General features: G+C 54.5%; 11 protein-coding genes. 3 read left to right on the plus strand and 8 right to left on the minus strand.

Annotated elements, in window-relative coordinates; genetic code table 11:
• Positions 1–809 precede the first annotated feature (809 nt).
• Complete coding sequence (locus O5O45_RS20665) at positions 810–2,564, plus strand: hypothetical protein (RefSeq protein ID WP_305901234.1); 1,755 nt, start codon at positions 810–812, stop codon at positions 2,562–2,564.
• Between the two features lie 11 nt (positions 2,565–2,575).
• On the opposite strand, the gene O5O45_RS20670 is transcribed toward O5O45_RS20665, so the two are convergent.
• The 7 genes from O5O45_RS20670 to O5O45_RS20700 all read right to left on the minus strand — a co-directional run bounded on the left by O5O45_RS20670 (position 2,576) and on the right by O5O45_RS20700 (position 11,623).
• Positions 2,576–3,715 carry an AraC family transcriptional regulator gene (locus O5O45_RS20670; protein ID WP_305901235.1) on the minus strand — a complete coding sequence of 380 codons (1,140 nt, stop codon included), beginning with the start codon at positions 3,713–3,715 and terminating at the stop codon, positions 2,576–2,578.
• Positions 3,716–3,759: 44 nt separating this feature from the next.
• A complete protein-coding gene (locus O5O45_RS20675) occupies positions 3,760–4,752 on the minus strand; it encodes an ABC transporter ATP-binding protein (protein ID WP_305901236.1) in 993 nt (330 codons plus the stop codon).
• A gap of 55 nt (positions 4,753–4,807) precedes the next feature.
• On the minus strand, positions 4,808–5,842 hold the full coding sequence (locus O5O45_RS20680; RefSeq protein ID WP_305901237.1) for an oligopeptide/dipeptide ABC transporter ATP-binding protein: 1,035 nt from the start codon (positions 5,840–5,842) through the stop codon (positions 4,808–4,810).
• 10 nt (positions 5,843–5,852) lie between these two features.
• A complete protein-coding gene (locus O5O45_RS20685) occupies positions 5,853–6,776 on the minus strand; it encodes an ABC transporter permease subunit (protein ID WP_305901238.1) in 924 nt (307 codons plus the stop codon).
• Between the two features lie 42 nt (positions 6,777–6,818).
• The gene (gene oppB, locus O5O45_RS20690; protein WP_305901239.1) at positions 6,819–7,739 is read right to left on the minus strand and encodes an oligopeptide ABC transporter permease OppB; all 921 of its coding nucleotides are present in this window, start codon (positions 7,737–7,739) and stop codon (positions 6,819–6,821) included.
• A gap of 57 nt (positions 7,740–7,796) precedes the next feature.
• Entirely contained in the window at positions 7,797–9,518 is a 1,722-nt protein-coding gene (locus O5O45_RS20695) for a peptide ABC transporter substrate-binding protein (protein ID WP_305901240.1), read from the minus strand.
• Between the two features lie 212 nt (positions 9,519–9,730).
• Entirely contained in the window at positions 9,731–11,623 is a 1,893-nt protein-coding gene (locus O5O45_RS20700) for a DUF885 domain-containing protein (RefSeq protein WP_305901241.1), read from the minus strand.
• Between the two features lie 410 nt (positions 11,624–12,033).
• On the opposite strand from O5O45_RS20700, the gene O5O45_RS20705 reads away from it, so the two are divergent.
• Positions 12,034–12,462 carry a BP74-related protein gene (locus O5O45_RS20705; RefSeq protein WP_305901242.1) on the plus strand — a complete coding sequence of 143 codons (429 nt, stop codon included), beginning with the start codon at positions 12,034–12,036 and terminating at the stop codon, positions 12,460–12,462.
• Positions 12,463–12,628: 166 nt separating this feature from the next.
• Positions 12,629–13,420 carry a substrate-binding periplasmic protein gene (locus O5O45_RS20710; RefSeq protein WP_305901243.1) on the plus strand — a complete coding sequence of 264 codons (792 nt, stop codon included), beginning with the start codon at positions 12,629–12,631 and terminating at the stop codon, positions 13,418–13,420.
• A 42-nt stretch (positions 13,421–13,462) separates the two neighbouring features.
• Here the strand turns inward: O5O45_RS20710 and O5O45_RS20715 are convergent, their stop codons facing one another.
• Entirely contained in the window at positions 13,463–14,587 is a 1,125-nt protein-coding gene (locus O5O45_RS20715; RefSeq protein WP_305901244.1) for an FAD-dependent oxidoreductase, read from the minus strand.
• Between the last annotated feature and the right edge of the window lie 86 nt (positions 14,588–14,673).

Raw genomic sequence — 14,673 nt, forward strand, 5'->3', positions numbered from 1 at the left:
GTACCACTTATATCAATGGACCTACCTATCACATGAGATTACTTATTATTGGTATCTCAATGGTATATATTAGTACACGAATTGGTATCATCCAGAAAGGTATTTTTTCTATGCAATTTGGCGGATGAAGTGAGTGGCCGCCAAGGCCGAAAGGCAACACGCAACAGTTTGTTTTATTTGGTTTTAGCTTAGAGTAGGCGTTAATTTTCTGAGGGCGTCCAGCAGGAAAAACAAAGCGACAGGCATAAGAGGCCCCGCCTCTTATGCTTTTTTATTCTGAATAATGACACCTGAAACGCGGTGGAAAGGGTTTTTAGCTCGTCCGCGGCGGCCATGAGCATATCCTGCTTCTGCACCCCATGGGTCAGATAGCTGCTTTACCCGCCAGCACGACCATGTAGGTGAGATCGTCCGCTTGCCGGTACTCGCGTAGAGACTCGGAAATAATCACATAAGCCAGTATTAACAGGCAGGCGGCGGGCGCGACACCTGTAAGACAAGCTTTTGAAAGAAGTTGAGTTTCATGAGCAACTCCGTCCGTTGGGAAGGATATCCGTCAGGTCCATAGGCTGACGCGCGAGCGCTTAAAGCGTCCGCAACGTCTTTAACAATAGACTATCCGCTACGCTCATGCGGTTATTCAGCGCAAAAACGCAGGCAGCAACCATTTCTATTCAGCTTTCGTTAAGGCAGTGAAGATTACATTCCCCGCCCTAGCGGGCAGGAACATTCCTTTTTTCATTGGCAGAAGTGAACACGTCCGCAATTAGGCTTATATAACCGCTCTTGATTTTCAGCAGGAAGAAAATATGTCTGAACCATTTATACCAACAACCCGCAAAGCCTTACTGGCAATCTCGATGATAGCGCTATCCAGCTATTCCATTGCTGATCCCACCCCAGCCAAAGATCTTTTAAATAATGAAGCGATGAATACTCTGAACGGCGTTTTGGGTCGAGGTAAAGTATTAAAAACAGGAGAGCTAAAAGAGGTTTGCTTCAGCGGAGACCTGGTCGTACATGATATTAACGGAATCAAACAGCGTCCTATCCGCAAGTTGGACTTCACGCTACTCGATAAGGCGCCTGAAGAATTATTTCAAGCATCGATAGGCGAACTTCTTGGCGCAGATGAATCACAAGAAGAAATCAAGCAGTTCCTGGAGTTTATACATCCAACGCCCACCAGTCTGACATTCCTGGCGAGCGCAGAATATAACTCTAGCTGGATAAAACTAGAGGTTAATAGTTCATCGCCCAAGATTAATGAAATTGGCGAGCAGGCTCTGTTGCAGTCCAATGATGAGTTTGTGAACCACTGCGGCGATAACCTGATAAACTATGCAAAGCTCGGCGGTCGCTTCTACTTTGCAGTGCGTTTGGACTTTCCCAATCAAGAAATGGCGACTCATGCCAAAGCAAGTTCACCAGGGAATTATAGCTTTGTTGATTCTGACTATTTAAAAGGCTGGATAGACCAACAGACAACAGAACTCAGCCCTAATATAAATATCACCACAAGTGTTCTGCAACGAGGCGGAGACAAAGAACTACTTGCAGAAGTAGAGAATCTATTAAAAGAGTCAAACGACTGCCTGGTTAATGGCAGCAATACTAATAAGTGTCATGCACTGATTAATACCGCAGAGGAGTATGTCAAAGCCGGCGCATTGGATACTTTTCAAATGAAGCCAATTGTTACAGAAATTGACTCTGACCATTATTATAGATTTCCAGTCAATATTAAAATTGGAGGCAGCCTTCCAGAATATGACTTATATACAGCCCGTAGTAAACTAGCGACCAGCTGGAAAAAACAATTTGAATATAAGACGGCCCTCAGCGCTTTGCTTTATCAAAATATTGACGAGATAGTCAACGAGCACTGGGAAAGTTACTTTCAGGACTATGATCAGGCGCTAAGTGACGTCAACCATAATATAAACATGTTGAATGAAGCCATCTTGATATGCAAGGCAGCACAGGAAGCTTGCTACGCTTCATCCACCAACACTATCGCCAATCTCATACCTGTATCGTTGCCGTTAAAGCCTGCTTCCGTCTATCCAGGCACAGTTTACATTGGCGATACCCATCCAATGGAGCTGAGCTGCCAGGCTCCCACAGGCTCCGTGATCACAGGGTTTGGAGCGAGAGTTAGAAACGATAACGTAAGAGGAATAAAAATAGCTTACCGAACCATAAATGCTGACAATACTCTTGGCAAGACGCACTACAAACAATGTGGCTCAGGAGTAGAGCTTTTTGCTGAAGTTCCTGAAGGCAATGTATTAACAGGTTTAGGAGTAGGGGCTCATAGAGATAATCTTACCTCCATCAAGTTATACCAGTCTCGATGGAACTCTGAACGCAGAATTCTCAACTTCAACGGGGAAGCCGCCTTTGGCCGAGTCTATCATTCAGAGAAGGCGATCATCCCACACAATCTCCCGACCCCTAACAATTTCGTACAATCCTCTAGTGCTGCGATCTCCTATATCGGCCTAAAAGTCACTAATGACAACATCTCTGGTCTGCGTTTGGGGTATAACTGGATGGAATAGATTCATTCACATCACACTAACGCTGACGCAATAAACTTTGTTTTGTCATTGCGGTGGGAATTTAAAGGCAAGTCAGCGAGCGGCGCACCTGCCAGGCCATTAGTTCGCTGACGCCGTAACCAGCGTTCCTGCCGTTGCAGCATCTCCCGGTATTGCGCCGGGGGCATGCCGGTCCAGCGTTGGAATGCGCGGCTCAAGGCGCTTTGTTCGGAGAAACCGACCTGCACAGCGATCGCGGCGAGGTCGAGTTTGGTGGTCTGCATGAGCGCCAGGGTCTGCATGAACTTGCGGCGGTCCAACAGCATGCGGAAACTGGCGTGCTCGCTTTTCAGCTGTTTACCCAGTTCAACGGGCTCCATGCCTAGACGTGACGCCACCATTTCCATACTGGGAAACAGTTCTCCTGGCAGGTCCGCCAGCACCCGATTAACCTGAGCGGAGACATTGCGGGAGCCCGGCCCGAGCATTTTCAGCAAACGCTCCTTCAGCGCTTCGAAGACCAGTGTGTCGCCAACACACAAGGTATCACGATTAACGCCTTGCAGCGAAAAGCGCACCGAGTCCACCGGGCTATGAAAACTCACCCGGCAGCCCAGCTCTTTCTCATACTGCACCGGGTCGCCGACCGGCGCATGCTTGAAGGTGACCAGGGTCGCTGGCGCCTTGATGCCGGAGATGCGGCTGCCCAGGGCCTTCCAGCAACTGATGAACGCTTCCACCAGATGGTCCAGCATGAGTTTGCGCGGCCAGTTGTCTTTGAAAACGCAAGTGACGGCGTCTTCCTCCACCACCAGTTGCAGCTCTCCGATGGAGCTGACCGCCCGTTGCGCTTTACGCAAGACGGACAATGCCTCCTCCACGGAAGGCGCGGAGCTGACAATATAACCCAGAATGGAATAGGTCGAGGCGTCGATTTCCGCCCCGAACCTCAACCCCATGTAGGGATCGCGGGTTTCCGACAGCGCCCGTGCGGTGAGCTCGTTGAGCATGCGCGCGGGAACCCAGCAACGTTCGTCCAACAACTCCCTCAGCCCCTTCACCGCGTCCACCAGCGCCTGCTCATCAAGCCGGCTCTCTCGTAGATAAGCGAGATATGAAAATACGAAGCTACAGTGAATAGATGGCTCAACACCCTGTTTTACGAACGACATAGACACTTCCTTACAACAACTAAAACTCGATTACGTCCTTATGATCACGCGTGATGGCAGGCGACGCGACGTTGGCCGTCCGCTACCTCGCGCAGTTCCGGTTTGGTCTCTTCGCAAACCTGCGTCGCCATGGGACAACGGGTGACGAAGGGACATCCCGCCGGGGGATTGATTGGCGACGGCAAATCCCCTTCCAGCAACAGCACGTCCTTGCCGCGCTCCAGTTCCGGGTCTGGAATCGGCACCGCGGAGATCAGCGCTTTGCTGTAGGGATGCAGCGGCTCCCGATACAGATCGCGGCTGTTCGCCACCTCCATGACATGTCCCAGATACAACACCATCACCCGATCGCTGATGTACTTCACCAGATTAAGGTCGTGGGCGATGAATATCAGCGACAGCCCCAGTTCCCGCTGCAGCTTTTTCAGCAAATTGACGATCTGCGCCTGAATGGAGACGTCCAGAGCGGACACCGGTTCGTCACAGATGATCAGATCCGGCTCCAGCACCAGGGCGCGGGCGATGCCCACACGCTGACATTGTCCGCCTGAGAATTCATGAGGATAACGGTTGACTTGATTGGCGTGCAGGCCGACCGTCTCCATGATGCTAACCACTTTCGCTTCCCGTTCTGCGGAAGACATATCCGGATAATGGGTCTTCAGCGGTTCGGCGATAATCTCTCCCACGGTCATGCGCGGGGACAGCGAGGCGATGGGGTCCTGAAACACCATCTGCAGCTTCTGGCGGCGCTTGCGCAACTGTGAGGGCGAGAGTCCGAGCATGTCTTCTCCCTGCCACACCACTTTGCCCTGCACGTTCTGCAGCATGCCGAGAATCGCCCGCGCCAGGGTGGACTTGCCGCAACCGGATTCCCCCACAATGCCGAGGATTTCCCCGGGGTACAGGTCGAAACTGATGTGGTTCACCGCCTTCAGTTGCAACGCCTCTCCCCGCCACGGCCAGACGCCGCTGCGCGGCAAGTCGAAGCGGACGCAGAGATCCTGAACGCTTAATATCGGGTTGGCGCTGCTCATTGGGCGGCTCCTCTCATCATGTCGGCATTACCTTTGTTCTTATCTTGCAACATCTTCATAACACATCTCCGCGCACGCCGGCCTCCAGCTCCAGACGCGCCCCGGCGGCGGGCGGCTCCTTTCTGACCGGCGGCGTCCAGGGCTTGTGGCAGGCCCGCAAACGCGATCCTGACAATGCCTCCAGCGCAGGCGCGCGCGCCTCGCACTGTTCGCCCGCATCGCAGCAACGCTCCGCAAACGGGCATCCCGTTGGCGGATTCAGCAGATTCGGAGGATTGCCGGGAATGGAGTAAAGCTCGTCGCCTTCGTCATCCGGTCTGGGAATCGCTTTCAACAGTCCCTGGGTATAGGGGTGGGACGGCGTTTTGAAAATATCCAATGTAGAGCCGTATTCCATCATACGCCCACCATACATGATCATGGTGTGATCACAGGCGCCGGCGACAATGCCCAGGTCATGGGTGATCAGAACGATCGAAATGCTGAGTTCCCGCTGTAGTTCTTTCAATAAATGCATAATCTGGGCCTGAACTGTCACGTCCAACGCCGTGGTCGGTTCATCCGCGATCAACATCTGTGGATTACACAGCAACGACATGGCGATCATCACCCGCTGCCGCATGCCCCCTGAGAACTCGTGGGGATACATGTTCACCCGCTCCCGCGCCTGGGGGATGCGCACGGCGTCCAGCATACGAATGGCTTCGTTGAGCGCGTCTTTTTTCGACATCCCTTTATGGTGCATCAGCACCTCGGACAATTGATCGCTGACCCGCATGAAGGGGTTCAACGAAGTCATCGGGTCCTGAAAGATAATACCGATTTCTTTCGAACGGATGCGATTCAGCTCCTGCTCGCTCAGGCCAATCAGCTCGCGCCCGTTGAACCTGATGCTGCCGGACACATGGGCGTTGCTGGCCAGCAGCCCGAGAATGGCGAACACGCTCTGGCTCTTGCCGGAACCGGACTCGCCGACGATGCCCAGAGTAGCGCCTTTCTCGACGCTGTAACTCAGCCCGCTGACCGCCTTGACCGATCCTTCGGGAGTGCTGAAGGACACACTTAGATTTTCTACTTGCAACAATGTCATAACCTTCGCCTCAATTACCCTTGGGATCCAATGCGTCGCGCAACCCGTCGCCGATGAAGTTAAAGCAGAACAGCGTGGCGATCAGCAGCGTCATGGGAAACGCCAGCATCCAGGGGGTGCTGCGCATGTTATCGGCGCCTTCCGAAATCAACGCGCCCCAGGAGGTCTGCGGCTCAGAAACTCCCAGGCCGAGGAAGGAAATGAATGATTCAAACATGATCATTTCCGGCACCAGCAGCGCGGCGTAAACGATAACCACGCCCAGCAGATTGGGAATGACATGTCGCAGAATGATCACCATGGGATGCACGCCCACGGTGAAGGCGGCTTCAATAAATTCCTTGCGCTTCAAGCTCAAGGTCTGGCCGCGCACGATACGCGCCATGTTCAGCCAGCTCACCGCTCCGATGGCGACGAACATCAGCAGCACATTACGCCCAAAAATCGCCATCAACACGATGACCAGGAACATAAACGGAAACGCGCTGAGCACGTCCACCAACCGCATCATCAGGCTGTCGACTTTACCGCCGACAAACCCGGACACCGCGCCGTACAGAGCGCCGATGACCACCGCCACAAACGCGCCGAGCACGCCGATCATCAACGAGATCCGGCTGCCCTGCACGGCTCTCTGATACAGGTCGCGCCCCACATGATCGAGGCCGAAGTAATGCCCGTTTTCCAAATTGGGCTTCCCCTGTTCGTAAATATTGCTCAGACGTTCCCAATCAATGGTCTCGTTGCTCCAATCTGAGGCATAGTGCCCAAAAAGTGAGAACGCCAGCAGCAACCCCAGCACGCCCAGGCTGACTAACGCCGCCTTGTTGCGCGCGAAGCGTCTGGCCGCGTCCGCCCACAGACTGCGGCCTTTGTATTTGCCCATGTTGGCGGCCATCGCCGCCACGCCTTTGTCTTTGCCCATCAACAGCATGATTCGTATTCCTTGTTATCCGATTCGCTAGGTTCGCCGCTATCAGTAGCGGATGCGCGGGTCGAGCACGGTGTAGAGAATGTCCACTAACGCGTTGAAGAAAATGGTCAACGCGCCCACCAAAATGGTGACGCCGAGAATCAGGGAATAGTCGCGATTGATCGCGCCGTTGACGAAGTGCTGGCCGATGCCGCCAGTGGAGAATACTTTATCCACCACCACGGAACCGGTCACGATCCCAACGAACGCCGGCCCTAAATAGGATATGACCGGAATCATGGCGGGCTTGAGGGCGTGGCGCAGAATAATATGAGTGCGCGGCAGGCCTTTGGCGCGGGCGCGTTGAATGAAAGTACTGTTGAGGGTTTCGATCATACTGCCGCGTGTAATCCTGGCGACTTGCGCCACATAGGAGGTGGCCATGGCGACGATGGGTAGAATCAGATACTCAATGCGTCCTCCTTCCCAACCGCCGGCGGGCAGCCATTTCAGGTATACCGCAAAGATCACGACGCACAGGGGCGCCAGCACGAAGTTGGGCAGCATGACCCCGGACATGGCGAAGGTCATGCCCGCGTAATCGGGCCATCGGTTCTGATTGAGCGCCGCCACCACGCCGATGCCGACGCCAAGCACCACCACGATCACGAATGAGAGCACCCCGATATAGGCGGACCTGGGAAAGCTCGACGAAATCAGTTCATTAACCGTGTGGTCTTTGTATTTGAAAGAAGGGCCCAAATCCCCTTGAATCAGATCGCCAAGATAATAGAGGTACTGTTTCCACAGTGGCTGGTCTAAATGGTATTTGGCTTCGATGTTTTTCATCACCGCTTCCGGGACCTTGCGTTCATTGGTGAAAGGTCCGCCGGGTGCGGCGTGCATCAATGTAAATGAAATAGTGACGAGTATCAGCAGCGTAGGAATCGCCACCAACAATCTTCTGATGATGAAACTCAGCATGTTTTTATTTTCCCACTAGAGTAGAGCCGCCTGCGCGCGCAGGCGGCTAAAACTGACCTATTGCGCCTTGATGTACATATCTTTGGCGTAAGCGATGTCCAGAGGATTATTAGTGGCGTATCCGCCGAGCTGAGGGCTGACCATACGCAGGCCGCGGTAGAAGTAGATGGGGGCGACGGGCATTTCTTCGCTGAGGATCTGCTCCGCTTTCTCGTAGAAAGGCGCGGGATCCGTGGAGTTACGCGCGTCGGCGAGCAGTTTGTCGAACTCTGCATTGCTCCACTTACCGTCGTTGTTGCCGCTGTTGGACAACATCAGGGTCAGGAAGGTGGAGGCTTCGTTATAGTCGCCGTTCCAGCCGTAGCGGGCCACTTTAAAGTTACCGGCGGCTTTTTCGGTCAAGAAGGTTTTCCATTCCATGTTGGTGGGCGTCACAATCGCGCCCAGCTTCTCTTTCCACATCTGGCTGATGGCCACAGCGATGGATTTATGGCCTTCGCTGGTGTTGTACACCAGGTCGAACACAAGGGGGTTGTCTTTGTTATAGCCGGCTTCGTTCAGCAGACGGATTGCCTCGGCGTCTCTTTCCGCCTGGGTCATTTTGCTGATTTCAGGCGCGACGTAATGGAAGCCGTTCACTTCTGGAGGCGTAATGCTGTATGCGGGAGTCTGTCCGCCTTTGGTGATGTATTTGACAATGATGTCGCGATCGATAGCGTAGCTCAGCGCTTTGCGCACGCGCACGTCGTCGAAGGGTTTTTCCTGCAGATTGAACTGATACATGTAGGTGGCCAGCTTCGGCACGGAAATCAGCTCATCGTTCATGTCTTTCTTGATACGCTCCATCTGGGAAACCGGCACCGTGTTGGTGTGGTGCATTTCGCCGGCTTCAAAGCGCTGCATTTCGGCGACGGTGTCGTCGATGGGCAAGTACACCACTTCGTTGACGATGGTGTCCGCATTGCCCCAGTAATAGTCATTACGGACGGCGACCATTTTTTCGCCGACACTCCACTCTTTCAGCTTGTAGGCGCCGTTGGAGACGATGTTGCCGGGTTTGGTCCAGTCGCCTTTGTATTTTTCCACAGCTCTCTGCGGAGAGGGGAAGGTGGTGTAATGGGACACCATGATGGGCAGGTAGGTCACCGGCACTTCCAGAGACACTTGCAGGGTGTAATCGTCCAGCGCTTTCACACCCAGTTCGGTAATCGGTTTTTCGCCGTTGACGATGGCGGTGCTATTGGCGACGCCGGCGACTTCCATGTAGTACGCGTAGTTGGAGCCGACTTCAGGATTAACCGCGCGTCTCCAGGAATAGACGAAATCATTCGCGGTGACGGGCTCGCCATCGCTCCATTTGGCGTTCTGACGCAACTTGAAGGTCCAGGTCTTGAAGTCTTCACTGGCGCTCCAGCTCTCCGCCACCCCTGGCAGCAACTGGCCATCGGGGCCGCTGCTGGTCAGGCCCTCAAACAGATCATTGACGATGGCGCCGCCAACGCTGTCATCCACCAACTGAGGATCTATGGAGCCCGGCTCCGAACCATTACCCCTTACCAGCACTTGCTCCGCGGACAGCGGCTCTCCCGAGACCGGGTGCATTCGCGTCGACTTGCTCCCGGGTTGCTTCGCTCCTGACGTGGTCTCCATCTGGCTGACTTGGGCGGCTTCCGCTTTTGGCGTGACGGAAACAGTCTCATCACCGGAACCGCCGCATCCCGACAAGGTAAAGGCGGCGGCCAACATGGTCGCGCCGGCTAACAGGTGTAATGTTTTCATAGATACTCGCAAACTCCTTAGCTGGTTATTTTGTTCCTGAACGGTTGGCTATATCGCGCATCGCCACGCAGCACGCCATCGGCCCCCTGCTCACACAGGGAGAACCAACGGCGAATGGTCTGAAGGCGTACGTATAGCCGTTCCTGAATGGACGATGACTCAGATATGTCGGGTGAATGTTTTCAACAAGAAGAAAAGCAGATTCAGAGACTTCATGACTTCCCGTCCTGAAGCGCCTCTTTTTCTTTGGCGAGAACATCCCTTTTTTTGTGATCGATCCAATCGGTCACCAGTCCATCCAAAACATTTAACGGAACAGCTCCGTCACGCAATACAATATCATGGTACTCGCGAATGTCGAATTTCTCACCTAATTCCTGCTTTGCTTTTTCCCTGAGCGCCTGGAATTTGAGCATGCCGATCTTGTACGCAGTGGCCTGCCCGGGCATGACGATGTAACGCTCTATGGACCGGACCACGTCGCCACGGGCGTTAGGCGTGTTCTCCGCCAGATAGTCGATCGCCTGCTCCCGGGTCCAGTGCTTGGCGTGAATGCCGGTGTCGACCACTAGACGGCAGGCCCGCCACAGTTCCATGGACAAGCGTCCAAAATCCGCATAAGGGTCTTTATAGAACCCCATCTCTTTAGGCAGCAGTTCGGAATACAGCCCCCAGCCTTCGATATAGGCGGTGTAATCGCCAAACTTACGGAAGGTCGGTAACTGGTCCAGCTCCTGGGAGATGGAAATCTGCATGTGGTGACCGGGAATGCCCTCGTGATAAGCCAGCGCGTCCATTTCATAAATGGGCATTTCGCTCATCTTGTGGAGGTTGGCGTAATAGAGACCCGGACGATCCCCTTCCAGAGCCGGCGCTTCATAAAACGCCTTGCCCGCCTCCTGCTCCCGGAACGGCTCCACGGCTTTGACCTTCAGGTCCGCCTTAGGCAGAGTCAGGAACAGTTTGGGCAGGTTGGCTTTCATGTCGTCAATCAGCGCCGTGGCCTTCTGCAGGTACGCCTGTTTGCCCTCTTCCGTTTCAGGATAATAGAACTGCTTGTCCTCACGCATGAAGGTGAAAAACGCCCGCAGGTCGCCTTTGAATTTCACCTGCCGCATGATGGCGCGCATGTCATCGTGGATGCGAGCGACTTCCCTGAGCCCCAACTGATGAATCTCCTCCGCGCTCATATCCGTGGTGGTGATACGGCGCAGGGCGTTAGCGTAAAACGCATCGCCATCGGGGAATTTCCAGGCCCCGGCTTTGTCATCCGCGCGCTTTTCCAGGTCAGCCAGATAGGCGATCAGTTTTTCGTAGGCCGGTTTCACGGAAGTCAGCAGCGCTTTATTCGCTTCCGCGACCAGAGCCGCCTTGCGCGCATCGGGAATGTCCGTCGCAGCGACTTTCGCAGAGAAGTCCGCCAATAGCGCGCTGTCTTCCTCACCGCCAAAAGGCTTGCCGGTAATGATGTTGCGGCTGGACTGAATCACTTTAGGGAACACAAAACGCGGCGGAATCACGCCTTCGTCCGCCCGCAACGCCAACTGGTCAATAAGTTGATCGAACAGTGCGGGAATGCGGTTGAGGCGGCTGATGTAGGCTTCCGCATCCTTGACGTCGTCAATGCTGTGCTGATTGATCAACAGAGAAGGCGTGTCGGAATGGGTCCCGAACATCTGGTTGACCGGGTAGTCGTAGTGACGCCAGCGGTAATCTTCAATCTGAGCTTCCAGTTGCTGTTGCATCAACTGATAACTCAATTGGTTGGACGGGTTGAGGCGCGAGGGGTCCAGCGCCAGCAGATCCTGCAGATCCGCCTTGGCGATGCGCAGCGACTCTTCAGAGAACGCTTCGCTCATGTCGTCCCATTTGTCATAGTCAGTTTTGATGCCCAGATAAGACTGGAAGGTGGGACTGCGCGACACCCAGCCTTTAAAAATACGGTCGAACAAGGCTTCCGCCTGTTGATCCGACGCTTCTGTCTGCGCCATCGCAGTTACGCTCCCTGTCTCCGCAGCCCAGGCCGCATTTGTGACAATGCCGCCGCCCAGGCTCAAGGAGGACAGCAGCACGCAGGAATACAGTTTTAACTTCGCTTTATACATCCGTTGGTTTCCATTCACTCACACAGTCCCCGTCCCATTACGGCATGGCCGGGGCGCTCGTTGCTCTTATCGTCCCGAAGCCGGCCACCTTGCGCAGGTTATCGCCATTTCGAGAACGGCTACTCGCCGCGGCGTCCTTTTTACAGTTGCACATACTCGCCGGACAACTGCTTCCAATACTGCTTTTTATCCAGATATGCAAGCAACAACTCCTTGAGCACATAGGCGTCTGATCATATTTCTTGAGCTCGTCATGCTCAGCCAATAACGATCATTTAAATCGGCGATAAACTGGGATAATTATTGGGAAAAGCACGGTACTGAAGGCGTATAAAACGCAGTAGAATCCGCCCCGTGAACCAATCACGAGCGTTATCACTGGAAAGTCTTACATTAAAAGGAAGTATCTTATGTCTATCAAAAAGCATTTGACCAAAATGTTGGCCGCCCCACTGGCGTTCTGCGCCACCACCGCCTCCGCGGAGGTCGCTTACTTCGAATTCACCGACGTCAAACCAGAGCAGACGTTTGTCATCCAGCTGACGGACAAAGCGAAAATTCAACAGGCGCGGGACATTCTGGCTAACGGTCAGGAGGACTTTTATCACGTCATGGGCTATGTCACGCCCTCTCCGGCCCCTTACAACCCCAAATGGCAATATCACTTGGATACAGACACCATCAGCTTCTTCGAGTTTGCAGTGGAAGTGTGCGACGCCTCCATGCAATACGTGCAAGAACACCTGAACGAAGTTGGCGGCGCCTTTCTACCCGGCAATATCTGGTGCCCCTGGAGTTCAAAGCTGGTGAGAGAAGTCGGCTCTCCAACTCAGGAATAACCTGACCCATCCATTCAATGCAAAGGCCCGAGTTTGATGCGGGCCTTCGCTAATGCCTCATCTCCCCTCTTATTTCTCTGTCGTCACATGCCTGCAATAAGCCCGGCCATGATTCAGCTATAGTTAAAGATATTAAAAGAACGTCGCACTACCCCTTTTGCACCCCATGCTCTATTGGCTTCGTCTATTTTTATTGCTGGCTTGCGCCGCCACCGTGAGGGCGGAAGCAGACCAGCAGGTGATTCTGGCCAATGGGGAGTGGGAGCCTTTTCTTTCCGAACGTCTGCCTCACTATGGCTTCGCCTCCCATCTGGTCACGGAAGCGTTCGCCGCCGTGGGCGTGCAGGTGGAGTACCAGTTCTACCCTTGGGCGCGCGCCGAAGCGATGGTGGAAAGGGGGCAAATCGACGGGTCGCTGCTTTGGACGCAAACCCCGCACAGGAGTGAATTCGCCTATTTCAGCGATGTGGTGGCCACTCAGGATGAAGTGCTGTTCCACCTGCGCAGCCTTCCCTTGGAGCCGGAATCGCCAACCGACCTGCGTGGCGAGTCTATCGCCGTGCCCTTGGGGTCCAAGCTTGGCGTTTGGAGAGAGGTAGTGGAGTCTGGACAGGTCACGCTGGTCGGAGTGCGCGACATCGAAGTGGGAATGCATATGTTGTTGCGACAACGGGTAGACGCCTTCCCTCTCGCCAGAGCCGTAGGGTACGGCGCATTGCGTAAACACTTTTCGCCCCAGGAGCAGGCGCTCATCACTCACTCGGCCACAGTGTTCGATCGCCATGAATATCGACTCATGCTCTCCCGCAAGCGGCCGATGAACGCCAGACTTATCCTCCAGTTCAACGAAGGATTGCGGCGCCTACGCGAAAGCGGCCGGTATCAGGCAATGGAAGACGCCTATTATCGCGGTGACTATGACGCGCCTGATTCGTCAACGCAAAACGATAAGGACTGAATAACTCAGAAAATTGCTTAGGCGTAGTTCAACCGAGCGCCATCAGGCGCGAGGAAAACGCCGCATAAAGCGCCTGTCGATAGCGTCTTTCCAACGCCATACCCATCCGCCCGCCAGACTGATGCATCCTCGTGCGCCCACCGCATCGCGCCCGCCGCAAGCCAGTAAACTCAAAAAGCGCCGCTGTGGCTGATACGCCCGCATCGGCAGACCTCGTAGCAGACGATGCAGATTATCAAGTAAGAATGGGGCCTGGCGCACTGCATATACGCCCGCCCTGGGCGTGGGGGAAGCGTCAATCCAGGCGCAATCCCCGACGGCGAACACCTCAGGAAAGGCAATGCTTTGCAGACTGGGGGCAACGCGAATAAAACCCTCGGAGGTTAAAGGCAACTCCGTCTCGGTTAACCATGACGCCGCTTTACCTTGCGTACACCAGAACACATGGTCCGCCGGCAACGTTCGCCCGGCCTTATCCACCAGGCTCTCTGACGTCACTTCCGCGACCTCGAAGTCGGCTTGCGTCATCACGCCATAGCGATCAAAACGGCGTTGCAACCAGCGCCGCATACTCCGTGGGTAATCCGCCACCGGTTCGCTGCGCGCAGCCAAGGTCACACGATGGGCGACAGGGACCGACTGCAACGCGTGGGCGATAGCGAACGCCAATTCCACTCCGCCTGCGCCGCCACCCACCACAACGATATTCCGCTGCTCCTGATCGACGCACAGGCCTTCATAGACCTCGCGCCAGCGGGGCCAAAAATCGGCGATAGGTTTAACAGGAATCGCATAGTCAGACGCTCCCGGCGTGCTCAAATCCGGAACGGCGCCAATATTGAGAGACAGATAGTCGTAGAGCAGCGCTTCTCCGCTTTCCAGAAACGCCATGCGCCGTGAACAGTCCAGCGCTTTCACCCGCCCCTCGACAAAATCCACTCCCGACTGACGGCACAAAGCCAGCAAATCAATATGCGCCTCTGCATACTGATAATGCCCCGCCACCAGCCCAGGCAACATGCCTGAATAAGGACTCAGCGGCCGCTCGGAAACCAGAACCACCCGCACATTAGGCAAAGGATCATGGGCCAGCCCCAGCAACAGCAACGCATGGGTATGCCCGCCGCCAAGGAGAAGTAAAGTGAGCGTACCGGAAGGTTCAGCCATCACAGGATATCGTCCGCAAGTCAATGAAATATTGCGCTCGTTATCCCTGAATAATAGCTGGTCAGCAACCCGAAATACGCAGTAAT

Source organism: Hahella sp. HNIBRBA332, assembly GCF_030719035.1.
Lineage (GTDB): Bacteria > Pseudomonadota > Gammaproteobacteria > Pseudomonadales > Oleiphilaceae > Hahella.

What these genes read in the sequence shown, in the direction of transcription:
- O5O45_RS20665 (WP_305901234.1), top strand. Translation starts at nt 810, where the DNA reads ATGTCTGAACCATTTATACCAACAACCCGCAAAGCCTTACTGGCAATC.
- O5O45_RS20670 (WP_305901235.1), bottom strand. Translation starts at nt 3,715, where the DNA reads ATGTCGTTCGTAAAACAGGGTGTTGAGCCATCTATTCACTGTAGCTTC.
- O5O45_RS20675 (WP_305901236.1), bottom strand. Translation starts at nt 4,752, where the DNA reads ATGAGCAGCGCCAACCCGATATTAAGCGTTCAGGATCTCTGCGTCCGC.
- O5O45_RS20680 (WP_305901237.1), bottom strand. Translation starts at nt 5,842, where the DNA reads ATGACATTGTTGCAAGTAGAAAATCTAAGTGTGTCCTTCAGCACTCCC.
- O5O45_RS20685 (WP_305901238.1), bottom strand. Translation starts at nt 6,776, where the DNA reads ATGCTGTTGATGGGCAAAGACAAAGGCGTGGCGGCGATGGCCGCCAAC.
- oppB (WP_305901239.1), bottom strand. Translation starts at nt 7,739, where the DNA reads ATGCTGAGTTTCATCATCAGAAGATTGTTGGTGGCGATTCCTACGCTG.
- O5O45_RS20695 (WP_305901240.1), bottom strand. Translation starts at nt 9,518, where the DNA reads ATGAAAACATTACACCTGTTAGCCGGCGCGACCATGTTGGCCGCCGCC.
- O5O45_RS20700 (WP_305901241.1), bottom strand. Translation starts at nt 11,623, where the DNA reads ATGTATAAAGCGAAGTTAAAACTGTATTCCTGCGTGCTGCTGTCCTCC.
- O5O45_RS20705 (WP_305901242.1), top strand. Translation starts at nt 12,034, where the DNA reads ATGTCTATCAAAAAGCATTTGACCAAAATGTTGGCCGCCCCACTGGCG.
- O5O45_RS20710 (WP_305901243.1), top strand. Translation starts at nt 12,629, where the DNA reads ATGCTCTATTGGCTTCGTCTATTTTTATTGCTGGCTTGCGCCGCCACC.
- O5O45_RS20715 (WP_305901244.1), bottom strand. Translation starts at nt 14,587, where the DNA reads ATGGCTGAACCTTCCGGTACGCTCACTTTACTTCTCCTTGGCGGCGGG.